Origin of the sequence: Olivibacter ginsenosidimutans, from assembly GCF_039542865.1 — a bacterium.
Taxonomy (GTDB): Bacteria; Bacteroidota; Bacteroidia; order Sphingobacteriales; family Sphingobacteriaceae; genus Olivibacter; species Olivibacter ginsenosidimutans.
In genome coordinates this window covers 41,241-63,738 of the sequence record NZ_BAABIQ010000036.1, presented here as the reverse complement: position 1 = coordinate 63,738, position 22,498 = coordinate 41,241, and the positions used below count along the sequence as shown (strand labels likewise).

Annotated in this window: 20 protein-coding genes; 9 read left to right on the top strand and 11 right to left on the bottom strand. The window is 42.9% G+C overall.

What is annotated here, in order from left to right; all coding sequences use genetic code 11:
* Nucleotides 1-107 precede the first annotated feature (107 nt).
* Genes ABD930_RS12595 through ABD930_RS12585 form a run of 3 tightly spaced genes read left to right on the top strand, consistent with a single transcriptional unit; the run spans nt 108 to nt 7,046 of the window.
* Nucleotides 108-3,506 (top strand): TonB-dependent receptor, encoded by a 3,399-nt coding sequence (locus tag ABD930_RS12595; protein WP_345232083.1) that lies wholly within the window; start codon nt 108-110, stop codon nt 3,504-3,506.
* A gap of 19 nt (nt 3,507-3,525) precedes the next feature.
* Nucleotides 3,526-4,944, top strand: a complete 1,419-nt coding sequence (locus ABD930_RS12590) for a RagB/SusD family nutrient uptake outer membrane protein (RefSeq protein ID WP_345232082.1) — start codon at nt 3,526-3,528, stop codon at nt 4,942-4,944.
* Nucleotides 4,945-4,961: 17 nt separating this feature from the next.
* Nucleotides 4,962-7,046, top strand: coding sequence for a GxGYxYP domain-containing protein (locus tag ABD930_RS12585; RefSeq protein WP_345232081.1), 2,085 nt, complete (start codon nt 4,962-4,964; stop codon nt 7,044-7,046).
* Between the two features lie 51 nt (nt 7,047-7,097).
* On the opposite strand, the gene ABD930_RS12580 is transcribed toward ABD930_RS12585, so the two are convergent.
* The 9 genes from ABD930_RS12580 to ABD930_RS12540 all read right to left on the bottom strand — a co-directional run bounded on the left by ABD930_RS12580 (nt 7,098) and on the right by ABD930_RS12540 (nt 15,066).
* Entirely contained in the window at nt 7,098-7,268 is a 171-nt protein-coding gene (locus ABD930_RS12580) for a hypothetical protein (protein WP_345232080.1), read from the bottom strand.
* A 229-nt stretch (nt 7,269-7,497) separates the two neighbouring features.
* The gene (locus ABD930_RS12575) at nt 7,498-7,707 is read right to left on the bottom strand and encodes a helix-turn-helix transcriptional regulator (protein WP_345232079.1); all 210 of its coding nucleotides are present in this window, start codon (nt 7,705-7,707) and stop codon (nt 7,498-7,500) included.
* 9 nt (nt 7,708-7,716) lie between these two features.
* A complete protein-coding gene (locus tag ABD930_RS12570; RefSeq protein ID WP_345232078.1) occupies nt 7,717-8,082 on the bottom strand; it encodes a hypothetical protein in 366 nt (121 codons plus the stop codon).
* Between the two features lie 423 nt (nt 8,083-8,505).
* Nucleotides 8,506-9,417 carry a helix-turn-helix domain-containing protein gene (locus tag ABD930_RS12565; protein ID WP_345232077.1) on the bottom strand — a complete coding sequence of 304 codons (912 nt, stop codon included), beginning with the start codon at nt 9,415-9,417 and terminating at the stop codon, nt 8,506-8,508.
* Between the two features lie 9 nt (nt 9,418-9,426).
* Complete coding sequence (locus ABD930_RS12560; RefSeq protein ID WP_345232076.1) at nt 9,427-10,323, bottom strand: NmrA family NAD(P)-binding protein; 897 nt, start codon at nt 10,321-10,323, stop codon at nt 9,427-9,429.
* A 127-nt stretch (nt 10,324-10,450) separates the two neighbouring features.
* A complete protein-coding gene (locus ABD930_RS12555) occupies nt 10,451-12,832 on the bottom strand; it encodes an ABC transporter permease (protein ID WP_345232075.1) in 2,382 nt (793 codons plus the stop codon).
* A gap of 304 nt (nt 12,833-13,136) precedes the next feature.
* The gene (locus ABD930_RS12550; RefSeq protein ID WP_345232074.1) at nt 13,137-14,051 is read right to left on the bottom strand and encodes a helix-turn-helix domain-containing protein; all 915 of its coding nucleotides are present in this window, start codon (nt 14,049-14,051) and stop codon (nt 13,137-13,139) included.
* A 38-nt stretch (nt 14,052-14,089) separates the two neighbouring features.
* Entirely contained in the window at nt 14,090-14,833 is a 744-nt protein-coding gene (locus ABD930_RS12545; protein ID WP_345232073.1) for an SDR family oxidoreductase, read from the bottom strand.
* 101 nt (nt 14,834-14,934) lie between these two features.
* Entirely contained in the window at nt 14,935-15,066 is a 132-nt protein-coding gene (locus ABD930_RS12540; protein WP_345232072.1) for a barstar family protein, read from the bottom strand.
* Nucleotides 15,067-15,279: 213 nt separating this feature from the next.
* Between ABD930_RS12540 and ABD930_RS12535 the strand changes: the two genes are divergently transcribed.
* On the top strand, nt 15,280-15,582 hold the full coding sequence (locus ABD930_RS12535) for a DUF4143 domain-containing protein (protein WP_345232071.1): 303 nt from the start codon (nt 15,280-15,282) through the stop codon (nt 15,580-15,582).
* 251 nt (nt 15,583-15,833) lie between these two features.
* Complete coding sequence (locus ABD930_RS12530; RefSeq protein WP_345232070.1) at nt 15,834-16,559, top strand: hypothetical protein; 726 nt, start codon at nt 15,834-15,836, stop codon at nt 16,557-16,559.
* A gap of 105 nt (nt 16,560-16,664) precedes the next feature.
* On the opposite strand, the gene ABD930_RS12525 is transcribed toward ABD930_RS12530, so the two are convergent.
* Together ABD930_RS12525 and ABD930_RS12520 are read right to left on the bottom strand one after the other, a co-directional pair.
* Nucleotides 16,665-17,585 carry a helix-turn-helix domain-containing protein gene (locus ABD930_RS12525; protein WP_345232069.1) on the bottom strand — a complete coding sequence of 307 codons (921 nt, stop codon included), beginning with the start codon at nt 17,583-17,585 and terminating at the stop codon, nt 16,665-16,667.
* A 104-nt stretch (nt 17,586-17,689) separates the two neighbouring features.
* Nucleotides 17,690-18,565, bottom strand: coding sequence for an SDR family oxidoreductase (locus ABD930_RS12520; RefSeq protein ID WP_345232068.1), 876 nt, complete (start codon nt 18,563-18,565; stop codon nt 17,690-17,692).
* 378 nt (nt 18,566-18,943) lie between these two features.
* Between ABD930_RS12520 and ABD930_RS12515 the strand changes: the two genes are divergently transcribed.
* From ABD930_RS12515 to ABD930_RS12500, 4 genes are read left to right on the top strand one after another with little or no spacing between them, the layout of a single operon-like run.
* Nucleotides 18,944-20,029 (top strand): c-type cytochrome, encoded by a 1,086-nt coding sequence (locus ABD930_RS12515; protein WP_345232067.1) that lies wholly within the window; start codon nt 18,944-18,946, stop codon nt 20,027-20,029.
* 30 nt (nt 20,030-20,059) lie between these two features.
* Nucleotides 20,060-20,524, top strand: a complete 465-nt coding sequence (locus tag ABD930_RS12510; RefSeq protein ID WP_345232066.1) for a DsrE family protein — start codon at nt 20,060-20,062, stop codon at nt 20,522-20,524.
* Nucleotides 20,525-20,538: 14 nt separating this feature from the next.
* Complete coding sequence (locus ABD930_RS12505) at nt 20,539-21,468, top strand: molybdate ABC transporter substrate-binding protein (protein WP_345232065.1); 930 nt, start codon at nt 20,539-20,541, stop codon at nt 21,466-21,468.
* A 35-nt stretch (nt 21,469-21,503) separates the two neighbouring features.
* Nucleotides 21,504-22,433 (top strand): LysR substrate-binding domain-containing protein, encoded by a 930-nt coding sequence (locus tag ABD930_RS12500; RefSeq protein WP_345232064.1) that lies wholly within the window; start codon nt 21,504-21,506, stop codon nt 22,431-22,433.
* Nucleotides 22,434-22,498: the final 65 nt, after the last annotated feature.

Here is a 22,498-nt window from a genome sequence, read left to right as displayed (position 1 = left end):
AAAAAGAAGGAGAGTGTTCCCGCACCCTCCTAACAGTCTGGAATTAAAATATTTATCTATTGAGCATAAACAAATAAAATGAGTTTAAACCAAACTACACAAATCTAATGATAAAATCTTATATCGTAAAAATGATGAGTTTGCAAGCCCTCTTCGTTTTCTGCTGCTGCTTACCGCTCAGTGCGGCCACTTATGCACAACGGGTCTCCTTAAAAGGAAAGAACCTAACCTTGATGGAAGTATTGAAAGAAGTACGACAGCAAACAGATTATGAATTCCTAGGCAATCAGTCTATGCTTGTTGGTGCTAAAACAATAACCGTAAATGCACAGGATATGCCTTTGCAGGATTTTTTGAATGTGGTGCTGAAAGACCAACCGGTGAAATACCGCTTGGTAAATAAAACCATTATGTTGGAGCGGGCGCAAGCGGCTACTAAAACGGAAGCGGTAGCTACAACAACCGTTAGGGCACAGCACGCGTTAACGGGTGTGGTGGTGAACCGCGAAACACAACAGCCAATTGCTTTTGCTGCTATCAAAGTGAAAAATACAAGCCAGGGTACTACCAGTGATGATAATGGGCGCTTTCACATAGGGGCACTGCCTGAAAATGCGGTGTTGCAGTTTTCTTCTATTGGATATAGCCCCATTGAAATTGCGCTGGAAAAAATAGAACAATTGGGCGAGGGGGTACTGACTGTGGGTGATGCCGCGATACGTAAAACGGCCGATGGCTTTAGCATCGGTTTAATGCCTTCCTTGGTGGCCTTGGATGAAACAGTGGTTACAGCTTATGGTACACAAAAACGATCGGCAGTGTCTGGCGCCATTAGTACCGTTTCTGGTGCAGTGGTAGAAAATGAACCGCATGCTTCAGTAGATAAAATGTTGCAAGGAAGGGTGGCAGGTTTGCAGTCGGTTGGTGGCAGTGGGCAACCGGGCGCTTTTCAGGATATCCGCATCCGGGGCATCGGGTCTATATCGGCTAGCTCGGCACCTTTATTTGTGGTGGATGGTATCCCCATCAATACGGGAAACATTACGCAGACCGCTACAACCTCCAATACTTTGGCGGGCTTAAACCCGGACGATATTGATAATATTTCGGTATTGAAAGATGCTTCGGCTTCTTCCATCTATGGTTCGCGCGCAGCTAACGGGGTAATCATCATTACGACAAAAAAGGGAAAGGCGGGAAAGGCAGTGGTTCGCTTGGATGCGGAAATTGGCGCATCGTATAAGGGGTGGATGAATGAGGAAAACCAACCGCTTAATACAGCCCAATGGAAAGAATTGATGGCGGAAGGATTGCTGAATAATGCAAGTATGGTGTCATTGAATAACCTGACGGCAGCGAATGTGGGCGATTATGTGGATAAAACTTATCGGAGCAATAATGGCGTAAATACCGATTGGATAGATGTGATTAGCAGAACCGGCAACCAGGACCAGCTGAACTTATCGGTGGATGGTGGAAACGAAAAATCTAAATACCATATCTCAGGTGGGTATTTTAACCAGGAAGGAGTGGTGTTGGCTTCTTCGTTTAAACGCTATTCCCTGAATGTCAACAATACGCAAGAGGTAAGTAAACGCTTATCTTTGGGTTCTAACTTGATGATATCACATACTGCTCAGGCCGGACCGAGCAATGGTGGTGCGGATGATAACCCGGTACTTTCGGCCTACTTTCTGCTGCCTATGTATTCGCCACGCAACGCGGATGGATCACCGAATATTACGGCTCCTGATTTTCCCGTCTCTGGTATCAATAACCCAGTGGCCATTGCCGAAATGGATAACCGTGATGTGGGAATCCTGAAAGGGGTGGGAAGTGTTTATGCCGATTTTAAAATCTTACCCGGACTGTCTTTTAATTCTAAATATGGTATCGATTTTAATTATGTGGAGGAAGACCGTTATTTTAACCCTTTCTATGGTGCCTATGTAAATGAGGATGGCGGAGCTTACCGGGCCAATACGCGCTTGTTCAACTGGGTGTGGACAAATATGTTTACTTACGATGCCGACTTGCTGAATAAAGAACACCTGCTTCATGCAAATATCAAAGCGGGTTATGAGGCGCAAAAAAACGATATGTACCTTAACTCCGTGCAAGTGCTGGGTATGGTACCAACATTGGATATTCAAGTGCCCTCTGCGGCGTCTACCTATAAAAGTGTTGTCGGAAATAATAGCAATTATGCTTTTGTTTCGTGGTTGGGTATTGCCGATTTTACTTGGGATAATAAATTTGTGGCATCGGCAAGCTTCCGTAGGGATGGCTCGTCACGCTTTGGCGCAAATAATCGCTATGGTAATTTTTGGTCAGTAGGCGCTGCCTGGAATATGGAACACGAAAATTGGATACAACAGCTTGACGTGTTCGATCAACTTAAGCTGCGGGCATCCTATGGTGTAAATGGTAACGCAGGTATAGGTGATTACAACTGGCGCCCCTTATACGCCTATGCTTCGGCATACACTTACCTCGGCCAAAATGGTAGTGCCCCAATCGTCGTGGGAAACAATAACTTAACCTGGGAAATTAATAAACCCCTAGATATCGGCTTCGATGCTACGCTACTGAATGCGCGCCTGAACGTGACTTTCGATTGGTATGCGCGTAAAACAACGAATTTATTGATGGCGCAGCCGCTATCACTTACCAGCGGATTCGCTAGTTTCTCCAATAATATCGGGTCGATGAAAAACACAGGGATGGAACTGGCTATTTCGGGAACACCTGTTATGGCGGGCGACTTTAAATGGGATGCTAACTTTAATATTTCTCATAATAAAAACGAAATTCTAAGCCTGGTGAATGGCGAAGACCAAATATCGGGTAATTTTATTAGACGGGAAGGGGAAGATTTCCAATCGATCTATGTACCTCAATGGGCAGGTGTAGACCCGGATAATGGAAATCCACTGTGGTATAAAGATGAATCACTGCAAGAAACAACGAGTAACTATAACGAATCAAAATATACGATTATTGGCTCGGCCTCGCCAAAAGTATTCGGTGGTTTTGGCTCCACTTTCTCTTATAAGGGATGGAGCTTGGAAGGACTCTTATACTATAACTTTGGTAACCTAGTGATGGACAAATATGCGAAGTATACACAGTCTGATGGAGCTAACCCAACGTTTAATAGGGTGGCATCACAAATGGATAGGTGGACGGAACCCGGCCAGGTTACTAATGTGCCTAAATATGTCTATGGTGGAAATATGGCTTCTAACTCTTTGTCAAGCCGCTATTTCTATAAAGATGACTACATCCGCCTACGGAACCTGACACTGGGATATACTTTTTCTGCTGCTGTTTTAGCTAAACTGCATATCGCTTCTGCCAGGATTTATGTAAGAGGTACAAACCTCTGGACATGGGTAAAGGATGAAAATCTGCCCTTTGATCCGGAAATGTCTGTTACGGGAAGTAGTAATTATGAGGTGTATATCCCGAAAACCTATACCGTTGGCTTTAACTTGAGTTTGTAATAATTAGCATTTTATAGATATGAATAGCAATAGCATATTAAAACAAGCTAGAAAGATCTTCTTGCTGGGCTTCTTGGGCTTCTTGGTCTCGGCATGTTCCAAAAACTTTTTAGATCAGAAACCTTATACTTCGGTAACACCTGAAGATGCGTTGGATGATGCATCGGACATTGCCATCGCACTAAATGGCGCCTACGCAGATTTAAGGGATGTTTCGCTCTATGGACGTACCCTGCCTGTTTTTGGCGACCTCTATGCAGACAATGCCTTTACCTCCATAAAAAATAGTGGTAAATATGTGGCTTTCGACAATTATACGGTCTTTGCCAATAATGGCGATTTCAGCGGAATCTGGAATATGTCTTACAACACCATTTTAAGGGTCAATAACATCATTAATGCACCTGTGGATGATGAAAGCGTGCGCTCTGATAAGGGTGAAGCTTATGCCTTGCGTGCGTTGATGTACTTTAACTTGGTTAGAATATTTGCACGGCCATATACCGAAAGTCCGCAGGCTTTAGGTATACCCATTGTCTTAACGTACGATCCGGCATTGAAACCGGCGCGGAATACTGTCGCTGAGGTATATGAGCAGATTTTGGCCGACTTAGATCAGGCAATCTCACGCGAACCGGTATATCACGGTTCTGCACGGATTTCATTATACGCGGCAAAGGCCCTTCAAGCTAAGGTATGGTTGTACATGGGCGATTTCGAAAAGGCCTTGGCTGTAGCAAATGATGTAATCAATAACAGTGGTTTCCAACTGGTTGCTAAAGATGAACTGCTAAGCTACTGGGCAGACGGTACTTACCATGGGGCTGATGTAAAGAAGGAAACGTTATTTGAGGTGGATGCAGATGAGGTTTCAAATATTTCGTTTAATGAGCTGGCTTGTATTTATAACCAGAATAGTGCTGGCGATCTGCTGGCCAACGAAACCTTGTATGGCTTGTATAGCGCAACGGATGTTAGAAGAGGACTTTTTAAAGAAGGTGCCCGCGAACAGGGTGAGCCGAATGCGGTGCTGGTGCAGAAATATAAAAATTATACCGGGAACTTCGATAATAAAAAGGTGCTGCGCTTCTCTGAAATGTACCTCATCGCTGCCGAATGTAATACCCGGCTGGGAAAGGATGAACAGGCCAAAGCTGTTTTGTCTACTTGGATGGCAGAACGTGACCCTGCTTTTACGACTGCTGCTTCCGGAGATGAACTGCTGGAACTGATTATCCAGGAACGTAGAAAAGAATTTGCGTTTGAGGGCGATCGCTTCTTGGATTTAAACCGACTACAGCTTGATTTACACCGTAAGGGCGGTAATTATGCGGTTAAAGATTTGGTATTTAGCGATTACCGACGTATTGCGCCGATACCTAAAGCCGAAATGGATGCTAACGGTAATATGAAACAGAACCCGGATTATACGGAATAGGAAACACAGCAGAAAGAATGAAAATTGAAATAAAAAAAATAGCATTAATCTGGGCAATAGCTGCTTTAAGTATAAACTTGGCCGGCACGGAATTACAGGCGCAAACGCTGTCGGATAAGTTAACCGGAACCTGGCGTCTGGTAAAAGATTCCAGCAACTACCTGCCTTATTTTTCTGGTTGTGAGTTGATACTGAAACAAAAACAGGATTCGCTTTCGGTTTCGTGGAAATGGATGTCCAAGGAACCGCATATAGATGCATATGTGGTACCGCTGAATGGGAAGAAACAACCCTATGCCATCCATAACAGGGTTTGGCCTTATGAAAATTTTATGGGTGTAAACTATGTGCCGGGTACGAAGGGTTCGGCAGCATATGTTGCGGGTAATGGTCCGCTAAGCTTTGCCATCCAAAACCAGTATCCCGTGAAGGTTTCTCAGGGTGTAATGGAAATGGAACATCGTAATGCATATCAATTGTCGCCCGATGGTCATAACCTGCAGGTACTGCATTATAGAAAGGGGCGGTCTGAACCTACACGATACTATTTTGCTAAAATAGGGGCGAAAAAGGCATATGTGCACCAAATGAAAAACGATTGGAAGCTGAAGGGCGGCGTTGCGGATAATGCCTTCTTTGTAAGCCTGCAGGGATTGGTGAACAGGGAAAAGGCACAATTGTATTTGGATTATCCGGCCGACTGGGAATATAAGGAGAGCAATTCGTTGCGCGGCTTTTATGAAAGACGCTTGGATTATGATTTTGAACAGTTGGCATCGGCAGATCAGGCCTTGGCACAATTTGCTGAGCAATTGAAAGGTTATATCGTTTGGGATAGGGATTCCCGATCGTCTCTCTGCGTAGCTTTTACGGTGGCAGGCTTGGAAGATGCCGTGGTGGTAACGCCTGATATGGTGCCCTTGATGCAAAAATATAAGCTGCCCTTGGTTAAGGATTTTTCTGGCCAATTTAATGGGCAATCTGATGAGGCTATTTTCCGTTGGGCTTACCAGACTTACGCGCCGCGATGCAGTAAGGATTACATCGTGTGGATGGGCGGGAATACCGGCGATCAGATCATGCCGGGTATTGCAGATTTTGGAGTGGCCAAAAAGGCTTTCTTTGCCGATCTTTCAACAGATCCCCAAGCAAAAGGCGAATATTACCTGGCCGACTCGATCATGGCTTGTATGAAACCTTTCGCTATGGTGATGGGATGGCATAGCTATGGGAAAGATCTGGAACGGAATTACGTTACCTTAACGTCTAGTCATGGCTTAAGGGTCGAGGGCTTGAACACTTTTCCTAACTTAAGCTTTACCAGTATGACCCCGCCTTCTCCGGATTTTAAGTTTAAAAATAATCACCAGCTGGTACCGGGTAAAAAATATACGCCGGAGAAGAAGGTGTATATCACTTGTGTGCAAACCGATGGCTTGGGCTTGGGTTCGTGGAATAGTCCAAAACGGGGAAGTATTCCCTATGCTTGGGAGGTAACCATTAACTGGTATTGGTTAGCGCCTGTTTTGTTGCAATACTACTACGAAAATGCCACACCAAACGATTATTTCTTCGGATCGCTTTCTGGCCCGGGATACTTGTACCCAAAGGCTATTCCTGAAAAACTTTTTGAACCCATGATGCATATTGCGGATACGCTTTGCAAAAAATTAGATTTAAATGTCTTTGAAACAATGGATTATTCGGAAGGTAGCTCGGGGGTGGGAAATAATGATCTACCCAAAAAACTGGTAGAGAAGTATTTTAAGGCTATGCCAGATATTATTGGCATGTTGAATGGATACGCACCTTCTTACACCTTTGGAAAAGTAAGTGGTAAACCTTTTATTTCTTACGACTATTACCTCGATGAAAACATGCCGGAAGCAGATGTGATAGATGATTTAAATGAATTGATCACTTTGAATGCTACGAAACCTTATTTCCTTGCGCTGCATGTTCGGGAATGGAATGACATTGATCGGGTACAGCGCATTTTAAGCAAGCTAAAGGGCGAAACAGAAGTGGTACCCTTGGATATCTTCCTGAAGATGGCTGCTGAAAGTGATACCTACAAAACGTATTACTTGCCGGAGAAATGATCATTGAATAAGCTTTAACAGCATCAGAACGAACAATCCTTTGTAAATCGGTTAGTGGCTGGTTAAATCAGCCGCTAACTTTAATGTAGTAATTTTTCCCTCAATAGCATAATTGGGTTGCTTAGGTTCCTTTTTTACTTTAATAGAAACCCCAAGCTCTTTTAAATAAGCTTTCACTAAAGTGAGTTTACTTGCAGGGACTTTTATTTCGAGCGTTTCCATAAATACAAGAATGCGGGAATAGGTTCTGTTTTGCAATAAATTTATAGAAACGGCATTCCTTCCCCATGTTAAACCTGCGACGTATAAACCGTGCCAATGAAGGTATTAATGGTTACAAACTACGGCACGCTTGTAGACCGCCCTCAGGAGATGAGCGTTAAGAAAAATGGGTGATGGGCAAGTGCCAATTTTTTAGCGAAGATCGGGTTAAAGTAGTTAAATAGTGGAGTTACTTTTTCCAGTCGCTTGCTTCTAGTTCAAATATTTCATTGACCGTGGTATTAAAAATCTGCGCTATTTTCATAGAGAGCAGGGTGGATGGGATAAACTTTCCAATTTCGATTGAATTGATTGTTTGCCGCGATACATTCACCTGCTCGGCCAGTTCAGCTTGGGTCATATTGCGTTTTGCTCGTTCTACTTTAATGGTGTTAATCATGTACGGATTTTACTTGTAAAGGTACATTCTGAAATAATAGTTCATGAGGGCTATGAGAAATACTAAGATAATAAAATGGTTGATTTCGGTGAGTTGTAACGGAAACAGACCATGGGAATAGAGGTTGCTGCTTAATAGTTTAAAGACGTAGGCCAAGAAGAATGCCAGATAAAGACTGGAAGTTTTCAGGCTTACAGAACGTTCGTCTTCTACTTTTTCGGGTGCCGTAAATAGCATGAACAAACCAATCATTAAGGGAACACTGGCCCCGGGTTTGTGATCAAACAACAAAACCAACACGCCAAATACAGACATCACCATGCCCAAGTATTTTTGAAAGGTGAATAATTTGGTAAAACTCTTTTTTGTAACCATAATCGTCAGTTAAAATGTTTGATAAAGATAAGTAAACTTATCAAAATGTCAAGTATAGTTTACATTTTTTAAGTTTACGATAATTCAAGTTTAATGAAATACTACACAGCAAGCAGGTTACAGTCGCCACATTTCTTGTTTGTCTTTGAAGGTTTCTTCCCAAAATTCTGCCATAGTTTTAATTCTCCTCTGCCATTGAGGGCTTATTTATAGAGGAAAAATAATAAAAACTTACATGCAACACAAACAATAATAAACTACGGCACGCTTGTAGACCGGCCTAAAAAAGTGATTCTTTAGACATGAGCCGATTCGTTCGTTGTTGGTTCTCATTACCGCCATAAATCAAGGTTTTTTTACCTGTTGCGGCCCAGCTAATTCGCCGAAATAAACATGGAGTAAATTTTGAATTTACATGAAGTTTCACTTAAACGATTGCCGAAATGTTAATGGTGAAATGTCGGTCTTCTTTTTGAAGAGCTTGTTAAAAGACTGCGCATATTCAAAACCTAATTCATACGCAATCTCGCTCACGGATAAATCCGTTGTCGAGAGCCTTTCTTTCGCTTTTTCTATAATTTTATTTTGAATATGCTGTTGCGTAGACAAGCCTGTTGTGCGCTTTAACAACCCGCTTAAATAGTTAGGCGAAACATGCAATTGTGCCGCAACTTGTTGGACGGTCAAAGCTGCTCTATCCGTAATAGGCCTTTTTTCAAAATAATCGTTCAGTAACATTTCTAATTTTGTAACGAGTTTATGATGGACATGGCGGCGCGTTAAGAATTGCCTGTTGTAATATCTTGCTGAATAGGCGAGTAAAAGTTCTAACTGAGCGATCATAATTTTATGACTGAACGAATCAATCTGATGATGGTATTCTCGTTGTATGATTTTAAGGAGATCAATTATATAACATTCTTCCTTTTGAGAAAGACATAAACCCTCATGAACCGCATAATCAAAAAAAGCGTATTGCTTTATCGTGTGTGCAAGTGGTGTATTCCAAAGAAAGTCTGGATGTATCATCAATAACCAGCCGGAGGGCGGCTCGTTGTTGTAGGTTTGGATACCAAATACTTGTTCAGGGGCCATGAAAAGCATAACTCCTGCCTTGTAATCGTATTCTTGTTGCCCGTATTTAAATGCAGCGCCCGAATGGCGCCGCAATGCTAGGGTATAAAAGCCGAAGACAAGGCTTTGAGGTTCATCAGCTGTTAGCGTTATAGCAGAGAAATTAATCAGGCTGATTAAGGGATGTTCGGGCATCGGTAATCCCCTGAAACGGTGATAGTCATGGATGGTATTCAATCGTAGGGGAGCTTTCTTTGCCATTTTACGAATTTAATACTTTTTATAGGCTGCTGCGAATTCTTGAGCAAAATCCTTGAACTTAACGTTGCCCATTTGCTGAGGCTTATTTTTTTCAAAGTCTTCATGCATAAGTCCAGATTCCAGCGCCGCATACATTTCAGCAACCTCCGCTGCCATGGCTGCGCGCATTCCGGCTGATTTGAATTTATGGATGGCTTCTTCGTTACTGATCATTTGCCATTTTAAATGAGGCATGTTAATGGCTCTTCCGATAATTTCTGCTACTTCATCACCAGTCAGTTCATCGCTTGCCATATACCGAAATGCTTTAGTGGTATGCCGCTCGCTAAGTTCTTCTGCCACCGCCGCAGCAAGGTCTATTGGAGAGGTCCAGGGCATGGTTTTGCTACCAAAGCTCGCATATATCTTTCCTTCGGATTTTATGGTATGCATATAACCGTACAAATTGGTATAGAGCGAATTGGGACGTATATGGGTAACGGAAATTCCTGGGGGCAATGCATTTAAAATTTTTTCGACATAGAACGCGCCTTTTACAACGCCGTTACCGCTTGCTAAATGGGCACCCACAGAACTTAGATTGACTACACGTTTAACCTTCGCATTTGAAATGGCTTGTGCGTAATTTTCGGAAAGTCTTTTATAATGAGATACGATATCCAAATCTGGCTCCAGGTAATTAATAGGTGGATACATGGTGAAAACAGCATCGGCTCCTTCAAAACTTTCGTTCAAAAATGGCACATTGTTTAAATCGCCAATAGCAGGAATTGCGCCTAAATCCGTTATTATTTTCCTGCTTTCTGTTTTGTAATCGATACCGGTAACCCGATGTCCTTTTTCGACCAGTTTTTTGGTTAGCTGTTTGCCAATGTTCCCTACCGAACCTATTACTATAATATGCATATGTGTTGATTTATTAAAAGTTGCAATTACAAAATTAATAGGGTGCTTACTGAAATAAGTGTTCAGATTTCATTCTTTTGTAGTCAAATGCCATGTCTTGAAAACGTGGTATTTGCTCGACATTGTTTTACTCATTCCGTAGGCTTTTCACCGGATTTGTGGTTGCCGCCTTAATGGCTTGAAAGCCAACAGTGAGCAGCGTAATAACAAGCGCCAATACAGCTGCCGCGAAGAAAACAAGCCAGCTGATATGAATCCGGTAATCGTAATTGCTGAGCCACTCGCTGAGATAATACCAAGCGATGGGCACGGCAATAATGCAGGAAGTGGTTACCAATAGTATAAACTCTTTTGAAAGCAAACGCAGCAAATTAGAGACACTAGCGCCGAGCACTTTACGGATGCCGATCTCTTTGGTCCGTTGCTCGGCCACAAAACTGGCCATGCCGAAGAGCCCCAGGCAAGAGATGAATATGGCAAGGACGGCAAAATAAGACGATAGTTTTCCGATACGTTCTTCGGAATTGAACTTGCTTGCGAATAACTCATCTACAAATGAATAATCAAAAGGTACATCATTGACATATTTCTTCCAAACTTTTTCAATGGTGCGGATGGATTGACCGGCAGGCTGTTGAGGGTTCAGCTTGACAACAAGGTTCACCATATCGTTATACGAATCGAGATGATAAAGCGTGGGCCGTGCCGGAAAGTAAGGCGATTCTTGCAGGAGATCACTCACCACCCCGATAATCGTATACGATTTATCACGCTGTCGGATTATTTTCCCAACCGGGTCTTTAAGTCCCATAAACTTGACAGCTGATTCATTGATGATAAAGGCCATGGAATCCGTAGCCATCGCTCTGGAAAAATCTCGGCCCGCCTTGATCTGCCATTGCACGGTTTTGCCAAAGTCATACGATACCGAGTTGTTCGGAAAGTCGGTAGCCAGATCTGGGTCTTTACCTTCCCAATCAAATCCACCATTGGTATTCCATACACCTGTAATGGGAACACAGCCCGCCATTTCTTCAATGGCTCCAGAATTTTTTAGTTCGGTTCTGAAAGCATCGAAATGTTTTCTTAGTTCGTCTTCGAAGTTCAGGTTGATCAGGCCACTTTTGCTGTAACCAACCGGTCGGTTTTTAGCATGTTGAATTTGCTGGTAAACGATAATGGTACCGATGATCAGCATAACGGAAACTGTAAATTGTATAATGACCAATACCTTGCGGGGCAGTGAGGCAAATCTGCCGGCTTTAAAGGTTCCTTTCAGCACTTTCAATGGCTGGAAGGATGATAGGTAGAAGGCGGGATAACTGCCGGCCAGCAAACCGGTAATGAATATAAATAGCAGGTTGACGCCCCAAAATAAAGGGTTAAGCCAGGGAAGCTCGATTTTTTTGTTGGCCACTTCGTTAAAGGCGGGTAAGAACACCGCTACCAAGAGCAATGACAAGAGGAAGGCGAAAAATACGGTTACATACGAATCGGTGAAAAACCTGCCGATAAGCTGTAGGCGATGTGAACCGACCGTTTTGTGTATGCCTACTTCCTTGGCGCGCTTTTCACTTCTGGCGGTGCTCAGGTTCATGAAGTTAATGCAGGCCAGCAGCAATACGAAGCTACCAATGATCCCAAACAGGCGCACGTATTGGATGCTCCCACCGGTATTGATACCGTCACGGAATTCATTGTACAAATTCCATTTGCGCATGGGCTGTAAGAAAACAACCCACCGGGCTTGCTTTTCCTCCTTTCCTACGTTATCTGATTTTATAGTTTTGATTTTTTGGGAAATATTGTCCATATCGCCCTGTTCGGTAAGCTGCACATAGGTTTGGCTGAAGTTGCTGCCCCATGGCTTTTCCATGTCGTTGACCCAAGGGTTTTGGATGAGCCATAACGACCAGGGCAGAATCACCTTGACCTTGCTGAACGTGCTGTTGTTGGGTAAGTCTTCATAAACACCGGTTACTTTCACCTCTTGGTTGCGATCTACTGTTACGGTTTTACCCATCGGATCACTTTCCCCAAATAGGGCTTCTGCAACAGAGGCCGATAATAAAATAGCATGCGGATCGTGCAGGCCCGCCCTTGTTCCTTTCAACATGTGCAGGCTGAGCATTTCGGGGGCATCCTCTTCAAAGTAGATACCGCCTTGTGTGATCCGTTTATCGCCTACAGCGAGCAAAGGACTGTATTGCCAGGAGGCCTGTACCACATATTTGAAGTCATTTCCGTATTTGGCCCTCAATTCCGGTCCCATCAATGCCGGGTTGGCATTCTGGGTGACTATTTTGCCGTTAAAATTGGCGTGCTGCATCACTTGCGCGATGCGATCATAGTTTTTATGATAGGTGTTGAAGGTCAGCTCATCGTATACCCATAATCCAATCAGCATCGCTACAGCCATGCCCACGGTAAGCCCCCCAATATTGATAGCGCTGTATCCTTTGCTTTTAACCAGGTTGCGCCAGGTGGTTTTGAAATAGTTTTTGATCATAACGTTTATAATGCTGCGACTGAATTTTGGTGTTTAGCAAAGAATATCATCAACTACGCCAAAAATATAAAGTGCTGATTTTTTGATGTATAGGTGGTTGGTTGAATGGGTAACTGTCCGATATTGAACACTTGCTGTTCATATACGAACGAATAAGTCAGGTTGTAGTATATAACTTTCTTTGCCAATGTTCCCCGCGGTAATATGCAGCTGTGTTGATGGATTAAAATTGACAAAACAAAAGTAATAGGATGCTTACCGAAATAAGTGTTTAGATTTCACTGAAAACCTGCTGTTATGGTATTCAATTAAAAGCCATGCGAAAAGCAGACGGAGATTGGTTCGTTTTGCTTTTAAACAGTTTACTGAAGGATTGCGCATGTTCGAAACCAAGTTCGTAAGCAATTTCGGAGACGGATAAAGTGGTGCTCGAAAGCTTTTCTTTAGCTATTGCGATCAGTTTGTTTTGAATATGTTGCTGAGTGTTTTGCCTGGTATGCAAGCGCAAAAGCGTTCCCAGGTAATTTGGTGAAATATTCATTTCGGCAGCAACATAAGTTACCGTCGGAATACCTTGTTTCAAGGTTTTTCCGGTGTTAAAGTAGTCTGATAAAATCTGGTCAAATCGTTCCAGTAATTCAGAACCGGATTTTTTTCGGGTAAGAAATTGGCGTTCATAAAATCGCTCGGAATAAATCAACAGCATCTCTATTTGCGCTATGATAAGTTCCTGACTGAAGCGATCGATATTCGACCGATATTCTTTTTTAATGTTCAACAGGATATCTGCAATCACTTTTTCTTCTTTATCCGAAAGGAACAGTGCTTCGTTTGTGGCATACTGAAAAAAATCGTATGTTGTTATTTTCTTGGCTAATGCGGTGTTCCACAAAAAATCGGGATGAATGAGTAATAACCAACCGCTTGGTGCTGCTGCTATATCCGGATCGAATTCAATCTTCAAAAATTGAAGCGGTGCAATAAATGATAATATGCCGGCATCGAAATCGTAATGCTGTTGCCCGTAATTGAATTTACCATTGACATTTCGCTTTAAGCCAATGGTATAAAAGTGCTGAATCCATTTTACCTGTGCTCCCTCAAAGGGATAGGAAACCTTACTGTAATCAACCAGACTAACCAAGGGGTGTTCTGGTTTAGGAAGATCACAAAAGGCATGAAATTCAGCAATTGAGTTAAGGCGAAATGTCTGTTCCATGGTGCTAATTTATTTAAAAATCGCTAACATTTTCAGGATCAAAGTGCCTTTTGAGCTGTTGGTCTGATAACGATTTCATTGACATCCACATCTGCAGGCTGTGCTACGGCATAAGCTACCCCTCGGGCAATGGCAGCGGCGGGCAATAAATCTAAGCGGAATTTTTCAATAGCCAATTGCTTCAGGTCCGGATCGGAAATAGTTTCTGCTAGTTCAGATTCGGTGGGTCCGGGCGCAACCAATGTAACCCGGATATGGGCGCTTACTTCCTGACGTAAACCATCGGAAATGGCTCTCACAGCAAATTTTGTAGCACTGTACACGGTAGAGGTAGGTCCTACCCAGCGGTCGGCAACAGAAGTGATGTTCACGAACTGGCCACTGTCTTTGGCTTCAAAGATCGGAAGTGCTGCTGCTATGCCGTGTAATACGCCTTTGATATTAACATCGATCATACGATGCCATTCGTCAATTTTGTAACTGTTTATCATCGAGAGCGGCATCAATCCAGCATTATTGACCAATACATCCAATGTGCCGTGTTGCTCTACCGCATAATTTGCAAAAGCGACGACATCGTGGGCGTCTGTTACATCCAATCTTTTGTAAACCACTTCTCCACCTGCCGAAGAAATGGATGCTGCGATACGGGCCAGGTTATCCACCCGCCTTGCACCTAGAACTACTTTTGCGCCCAAGGCTGCCAGATGACGGGCAATTGCTTCTCCAATGCCACTGCTTGCGCCGGTTATGGCGACTACTTTTCCTTTGATACGTTCCATCTTCTTGTTATTTAATGTTTTTTGATAAAGCAAAAATAGGCCGCTATAAAGACGCTGGTGTAGCTAGATTGATGAACTATGAAGTTAAATCGTGAAATAGGTTAGGAATCATCAAGTGCATCTAAACTCTCGGAAAGCTTCCAGTCTACCTCATGCATCAATACACGATCTACTTCTTCATAAAAAGTTGGTATATCATGTATGTTATAGCCATTAAGAACAAATGTTTTCATTATCCTAAAGATTTATTGACTCTTTCCTGTTGCCAGATACTCCTTCAATTCTTCAAATTATGTCTATTAGCCCATAAGTTCTTCAAATTAAACCTGATATTATATTGAACGAGTTTAGAAAACTCCTACATAAAAATGTTGTTCATTGCAAAAAGTCGTACATAAAAGTGTGTTATACAACAAAAAGTCGTACGTGTTTTTGTATATTTGTGTATGAAAAGACAGGCGCTGACATATTTGCATGTAGCGCAGCAATTGATTACACGTGAAGATTTGAGTATTTATTACTGGTCTGCACAAAATGCCCGGGCTGAAATTGATTTTTTAGTCCAGCTTTCTGGTGAAATTATTCCAATAGAAGTGAAGGCTGAGGAAAATTTGCAGGCTAAAAGTTTACGTGTTTATTATGATAAATTCCAACCTAAAATAGCTGTTCGGACTTCCATGAGCGATTACCGTAAAGAAAGCTGGTTGGAGAATATTCCCTTATATGCCATCCTAAATTTTCATCGCTAAGTTGTAAACGAATTTGGGAAAATGGGATATCTTATTTGTTGAAAAGGATCCGTGCCATAGGATAGAAATGATGGAGTACATGCAGCAAGATGACTATCTTTACAACTGGAAAAATTTTATATCTTTGGATGGAAACATACGGAGTAAATGTTTCTGATGCGGTAAACTAATTATGACCAAGATAGCTGGAAAAACGGAATCACACGCCGCCTGAAGCAGGCACACTACTATATTTTAGATAGCATACCGTTATGATAGAGCGGAAGAAAAAAACGAATAACATAAATTCAGCGCTTTTATTAGGCGTGTTTTGCCTAGTTCTGGGGGCTTGCAACAAAGATGATCACTCTGCTGACAAGGATATCTCTTTTCCACTCGTAGTAAAAGCCACCGCGATGGAAGAGCAGGGGCCGGTAAAGTTGTATACCAAAGACGGTGAGGTAGTAGATCAGGAGGTGATCGCAAAATTTATTGCCCATCCACCCGAATCCGTTACCCTTTCATTCAATGAAGAATTTAAAGCTAGTGAATCGGATTTTATTGGGTTTACTACCGATAGCACGGCTTCATTTGGTTATTCGGCTGTGCTTTATCACGTTAAAAAAAACGAGGACGATGAAATCGCTTTTTCGACGGATTTTGTTCTAGATCCGGAAAGCACGAAACCGTATCATGAATTCTTGGATGCCTATTATATCGGCAAGTTCAACAGTCCGCTAACATCCTTTCCTGCTGGCTCTGGGCTCGGGTATAAAGGTACGTTGCTTAGCGTGGTACAGGGCAATTATCGCTCCTTCAGGTTGCCTATCCTTTTGTATTACATCAAGCGTACTTCCAAAGGCCCCGATGGGGAGCTTACAGCGGTTAGCGCTGGCTTTAATAAATTATTCAATACGTTCAATACAGATTTTATTTCGCACCTTGGTCCGCTAGATACCATAGCGGTGCAGCAGCGTTACGTGAGGTATAAGGAGTGAACATAGCTGAATCGATGGAACAAGATCACTTGTTGGCGTATACAAACACCTGACCACTTTCCATGTTCTCCCCATGAGCTACCAAGACCGGGAAACTACTTGCGGTTAATGAAACGATTGCCTAAATTCCATTGGCGATAAATCTGTCTTGGATTTGAATAGCTTGCTGAAGGATTGCGAATGTTCAAAACCGAGTGCATACGCAATTTCGGAAACCGATAAATCGGTAGTCGACAGTTTTTCTTTGGCCTTTTCGATCAGTTTGTGGTGAATATGTTGTTGGGTACTTTGTCCAGTGAGTACTTTAAGTAGTGTACTTAAATATTTTTGGGAAACATGCAGTTGATCGGCAATATCTTGTACACTGGGTAAACCGGTTGAAATTAAATCCTCCTGTTCAAAATAATGATTTAGAAGTTCTTCCAAACGATGCAGGATCTGATGATTCGTTTTTTCTCTGGTGATAAATTGGCGATGGTAGAACCTCTCGGAATAGCCCAGTAAGGTTTCAATTTGCGAAATAATGATCTGCTTGCTGAACGTGTCGATGTTCGCATGATATTCCTGCCGGATGTTGTCGATAATTCCGTTCAGCGTTGCTTCTTCTTTTTCCGACAAAAATAAGGCTTCGTTGATAGCGTAATCAAAATATTCGTATTGTTTAATGGTTTTCGCCAAAGAAGTATTCCACAGAAAATCGGGATGAACAAGCAACATCCAACCAGAGCGGTTTTGGGTAGTTGGGGCTCCATGTTCAATCCTAAAAACCTGATTCGGTGCAATAAAACCCATAACACCTTCATCAAAATCGTATGCCTGCTGTCCATATTTCATTTTGAAATCGATGCCTCGTTTTAGCGATAGCTGATAAAAATCAAATACCCAACTTTTATCGCTGATATCGGCAGAACGTGGAATGGTGCCAAAATCGATGACACTGATGAGCGGATGTTCGGGTTGTGCTAAACCACGCGATTGATGAAATTCGCTGATGGTCCTTAACCGAATGGGTGGTTTGTTTTCCATTTCAAATGTAGATAAATTGCTGTTCCATGCAAATTGGCCTTAACTTATCGTTTGTCATTGCCAGAAACCCAACAATGACAAACGTATGTTTTTGGAATTTATAATCAAAAATAATTTTCCTGCATATCTTCTAATAAACCAATATGCGTGGGCTTCCAGCCCAATTGTTCCTGCGTTTGGGCGCCAATAGCAGCACCTTCAAATGTAATGAAACGGCTCATCCAGTCAAAATGCGCTGCAATGGCTTCTCCCGAAACAGATTGAACAGGTAATTGTAATTGTTTACCGATCAACTCGGCAATGCTTTTGGTTTCAATGGCATGATCGTCTACCACATTGTAAATGGCTCCTTTTGCCGCTTTTTCTACGGCCAATCGGAAGGCTTTTGCGGCATCTAAACGATGCACGGCAGACCAATGGTTTTTGCCCTCTTCGGGATAAGCCGAAACACTATTTTTGCGCGCCTGGCCAATGATAAACGGAATAAAGCCTTTATCTCCCTTATCGTGAACAGATGGTGGTAAACGAACCACCGACGCATGAACTCCTTTTTCCGCCAGGGCCAATGCCGTAGCTTCCGACGTCCGGGGCGAATGTGCAGCCGAACTTTCTTCCGTAATAAAGCCGTCGATGGCGGGTAAACCTAACATGCCTGAAGTGACCACCATGGGTTTGTTGGTGCCTGCCAGAACTTCACCCATGGTGTTAATGGCGGTTTTATCTACTTCACCTGCTTTTTGATATTGCGTAAAGTCATGGATAAAAGCGGTGTGGATAACGCCGTCTGCCTGCGAAGCACCTTGTTTCAAAATCGCCAAATCTTCGAGCGTTCCTAGTAAAACGGCTGCGCCTGCATCACGGATAATTTTTGCCGATGCTTCCGAACGTGCCAAACCAATGACCTGATGTCCGGCATGGATCAATTCGCCGACTACCGCAGAGCCGATGAAGCCTGATGCTCCTGTTACAAATATGTTCATCTTTTAACGTTTTGTTTACTACAAAGTTCCGCTATGAACAAACAATAGATGTAGCCGAAAGTCAGATTGTTGTAGCCGAACGGGACAGCAAATCCGCCAAGGATAGCATGCGGCGCAAGCGCCTAAGCTTACGCTGTATAATTTTTCAACGGTGCATTATTGCATTAAAACCATTTCCCTGGAAAGAAATATTAAAATTACAAGCATCTCGTCTATATCTACAGGAAAACGAACCTTAAATAAGATAACTTCTAGTTATACTACATATTTGATAGTCATTTCTTGGTATATATTGTTTTTAGACTGCTATCCTAAATATTGGAATAGACATAGCTAATTTAATAGCGTTGGTTGTTGTTATTACGATAACTTTTAGTTATGGCTCATAAAAAAATGTCATTTCCCTGTCATGCCGTTTTTTCCGATGTTCGTACCATGAAACAAATCCATCATGACGACCAGGGCGTAGCAGATATAAAAGGGGTGTTGAGGTATGTGAAGATACTTGCGGTGCTTTGTGTTTTATTACTCATAATATTACCTATATTGCTGCACTTCAAGATAGGAAATACGGAAGCAAAAGAACCTAAGGAAGATATTAAAACGGGTTCTTTGACAGCAATAGCTGCCGGATTTGAAATCCCTCCATTTGACGATACAGAAGAAGGAAAAATGGCCGAATATGGCCACAAGCTCATTACCGAGACCTATGCCTTAATAGGTCCTGGAACCCAAAAAGCCATTACAGGTAACAAACTCGCCTGTTCAAGCTGCCATCTCGACGGCGGAACAAAATCTTTTGCAGCGCCTTACATCGGGCTCAGTGGTGTATTTCCGATCTACATCGGGCGCGAGGATAAAATTGAATCGCTTGAAGAGCGGATCAATGGATGTTTTGAAAGGAGTATGAACGGGAAGGCTATCGACGTCAATAGTAAAGAGATGCGTGCTATCATGAGTTACATAAAACACCTCAGCAAAGATGCACCGGTAGGAACCCGCTTAAAGGGGCAGGGTTTTGTAGATTTCAAAGCACCAGATCGCGCTGCGGATATAAAGAAAGGAGCGATAATCTATAAAAATACCTGTGCAACCTGCCATGGCCCGGATGGTGGCGGACTGAAAGGAACAAAAGGTAACCGTGAAGGTGGTTATGTGTATCCGCCCTTATGGGGGGAAGATGCTTACAATGATGGCGCGGGAATGGCCCGCTTGCTGACGGCTGCCCGCTTTATAAAAGGGAATATGCCGCTTGGCGTAACGCATGATGCACCGCTATTGAGCGACGAAGATGCCTTTGACGTAGCGGCCTATATCAATAGCCATGAAAGGCCGGTTAAAGCGAATAGGGAGTTGGATTATCCCAACTTAGCTAAAAAGCCTGTAGATTGCCCTTATCCGCCTTATCAGGATGAGATCTCGCAAGAACAACATCAATTAGGCCCATTTACATTTAAAAAATAAATTTAATACTCAACTATAATAATTACCCGTATGAAACTAAAATTAATTGCATTGACTTTTATAGCCGTATCTGCATTTGGAATACGCGCTAACGCACAACAAAGTTTAGAAAAGAACAAACAATACACGGGAGCACAAGCTACCAAAAGTGTATACAAAGCCATTTACCAAATGGATCAGGCATCGCCCGATATCATCAAGAAAACTATTCGAAATATCAATAATTTACTGCACGACCCGCGATTGGCCGGAAAATTACAGGTTGAACTGGTAGCCTTCTCTGGCGGAACGGATGCTTACCGTAAAAACAGTGAATATGAAGCGTCCATTAAGGAGCTGGTTAAGCAGGGTGTACAGGTGGTGCAATGCCTCAATACCATGAAAGAGCGTAACATCGATAAGAGCGAGCTGTACGATTTTCTAGCATATGTCCCCTCGGGAAATGGCGAATTGCTGATCAAGGCAAATGAAGGATGGACGATTATAAAACCATAATTAAAAAACAAACCATGAGCTATATACAAAAACTAAGTAGTGCAGTTTTCGTTTCGGCGATGCTGTGTACGGGTGTTCGTGCGCAGGAGGATCCACACCGCTTCGATCCACCCTGGAATACACCACCGAAATCAGCGGTAGAATTTACCATTCCGGGAATTAACAATGTGCCCGATCTTTATGGAGATATCGAAAACCCGCAGTTGGTTGTGTTCTTCGCCGGGAATCAGTTTATGTGCTTAGACGATCTGCTGGAAGGCTTTAAAAAGAAGCATCCAGAAATTAAACGTATTTTTGCAGAAACATTGCCACCGGGAATATTGGCGAAGCAGATTGAAGGTGGGTCACTCACCATAGGAAACCTGCGCATTACACATAAGCCAGATGTATATACAGCAGGTGAAGGAAGGATATCGTCTATGAAAGACCATTTTAATAGGATCGAAACTTACGCATATAATGAACTGAGCCTGATGGTACCAGAAGGGAATCCTAAAGGTATCAATGCCTTGAAAGACTTGATGCAAGCGAATGTGCGGGTGAGCATGCCTAACCCGGCTTGGGAAGGTATTGGTAGGCAGATCGAGAGTTCCTACAAGAAGGCCGGGGGAGATGCCTTGCACCAGGCCATCATGAAGAAAAAAGTGGAAGATGGCTCTACCTACCTTACTCGGATACACCATCGGGAGAGTCCGCTTAGAATCCTGTTGGGCAATAGTGATGTTGCCCCGGTTTGGACGTCGGAAGTTGTCTATCAGAAAATGATAGGCCATCCCGTTCAGCGTGTTGTAATTCCGGAGCAGGAAAATACGAGGGCCAGCTATCTTGCAGGTAAGCTTAAAAATGCGCCCCATCCGGAGGTAGCCGAGCAGTTTATGGATTACCTGACGTCTGATGAGGCCAAGGCGATTTATCGCAAGTACGGATTTGAAACCGACCAGTAACTAGCGAAGCATAAGCTAATTTTACGCAACAGATTATGATACATGCTGATTTCAAGATATTGGTGTTTATAACAGCTGCACGGCACCTTAATTTCACAAGAGCAGCGAAGGAATTGAATATTTCCCAGCCGGCCGTGAGCAAAAATATCCATGAGCTTGAAGTACAGGCAGGTCGTAATCTATTCGAGCGAAATGGGCACCGATTGGCTCTTTCAGAAACGGGGCAAATGCTGCTGAGCCATGCGCTACGGCTTATCTCGGTCTATGAGGAAATGAACACCCAATTGGAAATGCTAGATGGCGTGCTGGCTGGTGAGCTCCGCTTAGGAGCCAGCACGACGCTTTCCAATTATATTTTACCGCAAATCCTAACGGCTTTTCACCTGTCGTACCCCAAGGTTGGTTTGAAAATCTCTCATGGCAATTCCCGAGACATCGAAAACTTGCTGTCAAAGAAGATCATTGACCTGGGCATTGTAGAAGGGCTTTCTGATAATTTGTCTATGAAATATGAAACCTTTCTTAAAGATGAAGTGGTGTTGATCACGCGTAAAGGTAATCCGAAGTTAATGGGAAGAGAAATACTTTCTCCACAAGACTTATTGGATTTTGAGTATGTGCTGCGCGAACAAGGCTCGGGCACAAACGATGTGGTACGGGAGGCACTGGTAGCGATTGGGATAGACTGGCAGGATTTATACGTGAAAGTGTTTCTGGCCAGCGTAGAGATTATTAAGAGTTTTTTGCGGGAAACAGACTGTTTTTCCTTCATTTCCATACATGCTGTTGCCAACGAGCTGCAAAACGGAGAATTGGAAATTGTGGAAGTGGAAAATTTGCGCATCGATCGCGATTTCTATTTCATGCGACCGCATGGTGTAATGGGCTATCTACCCGAAACGTTTAGGCGATTCGCGCTGAAGCGATTTTCAAAAGATGGTATATTTTATCATCAAAAGGAGTAGAAGCTATCGTTAAAAAAGCGGTTATATACCATTAACCTTCACCTCACAATTTTAACTTTCAGGTA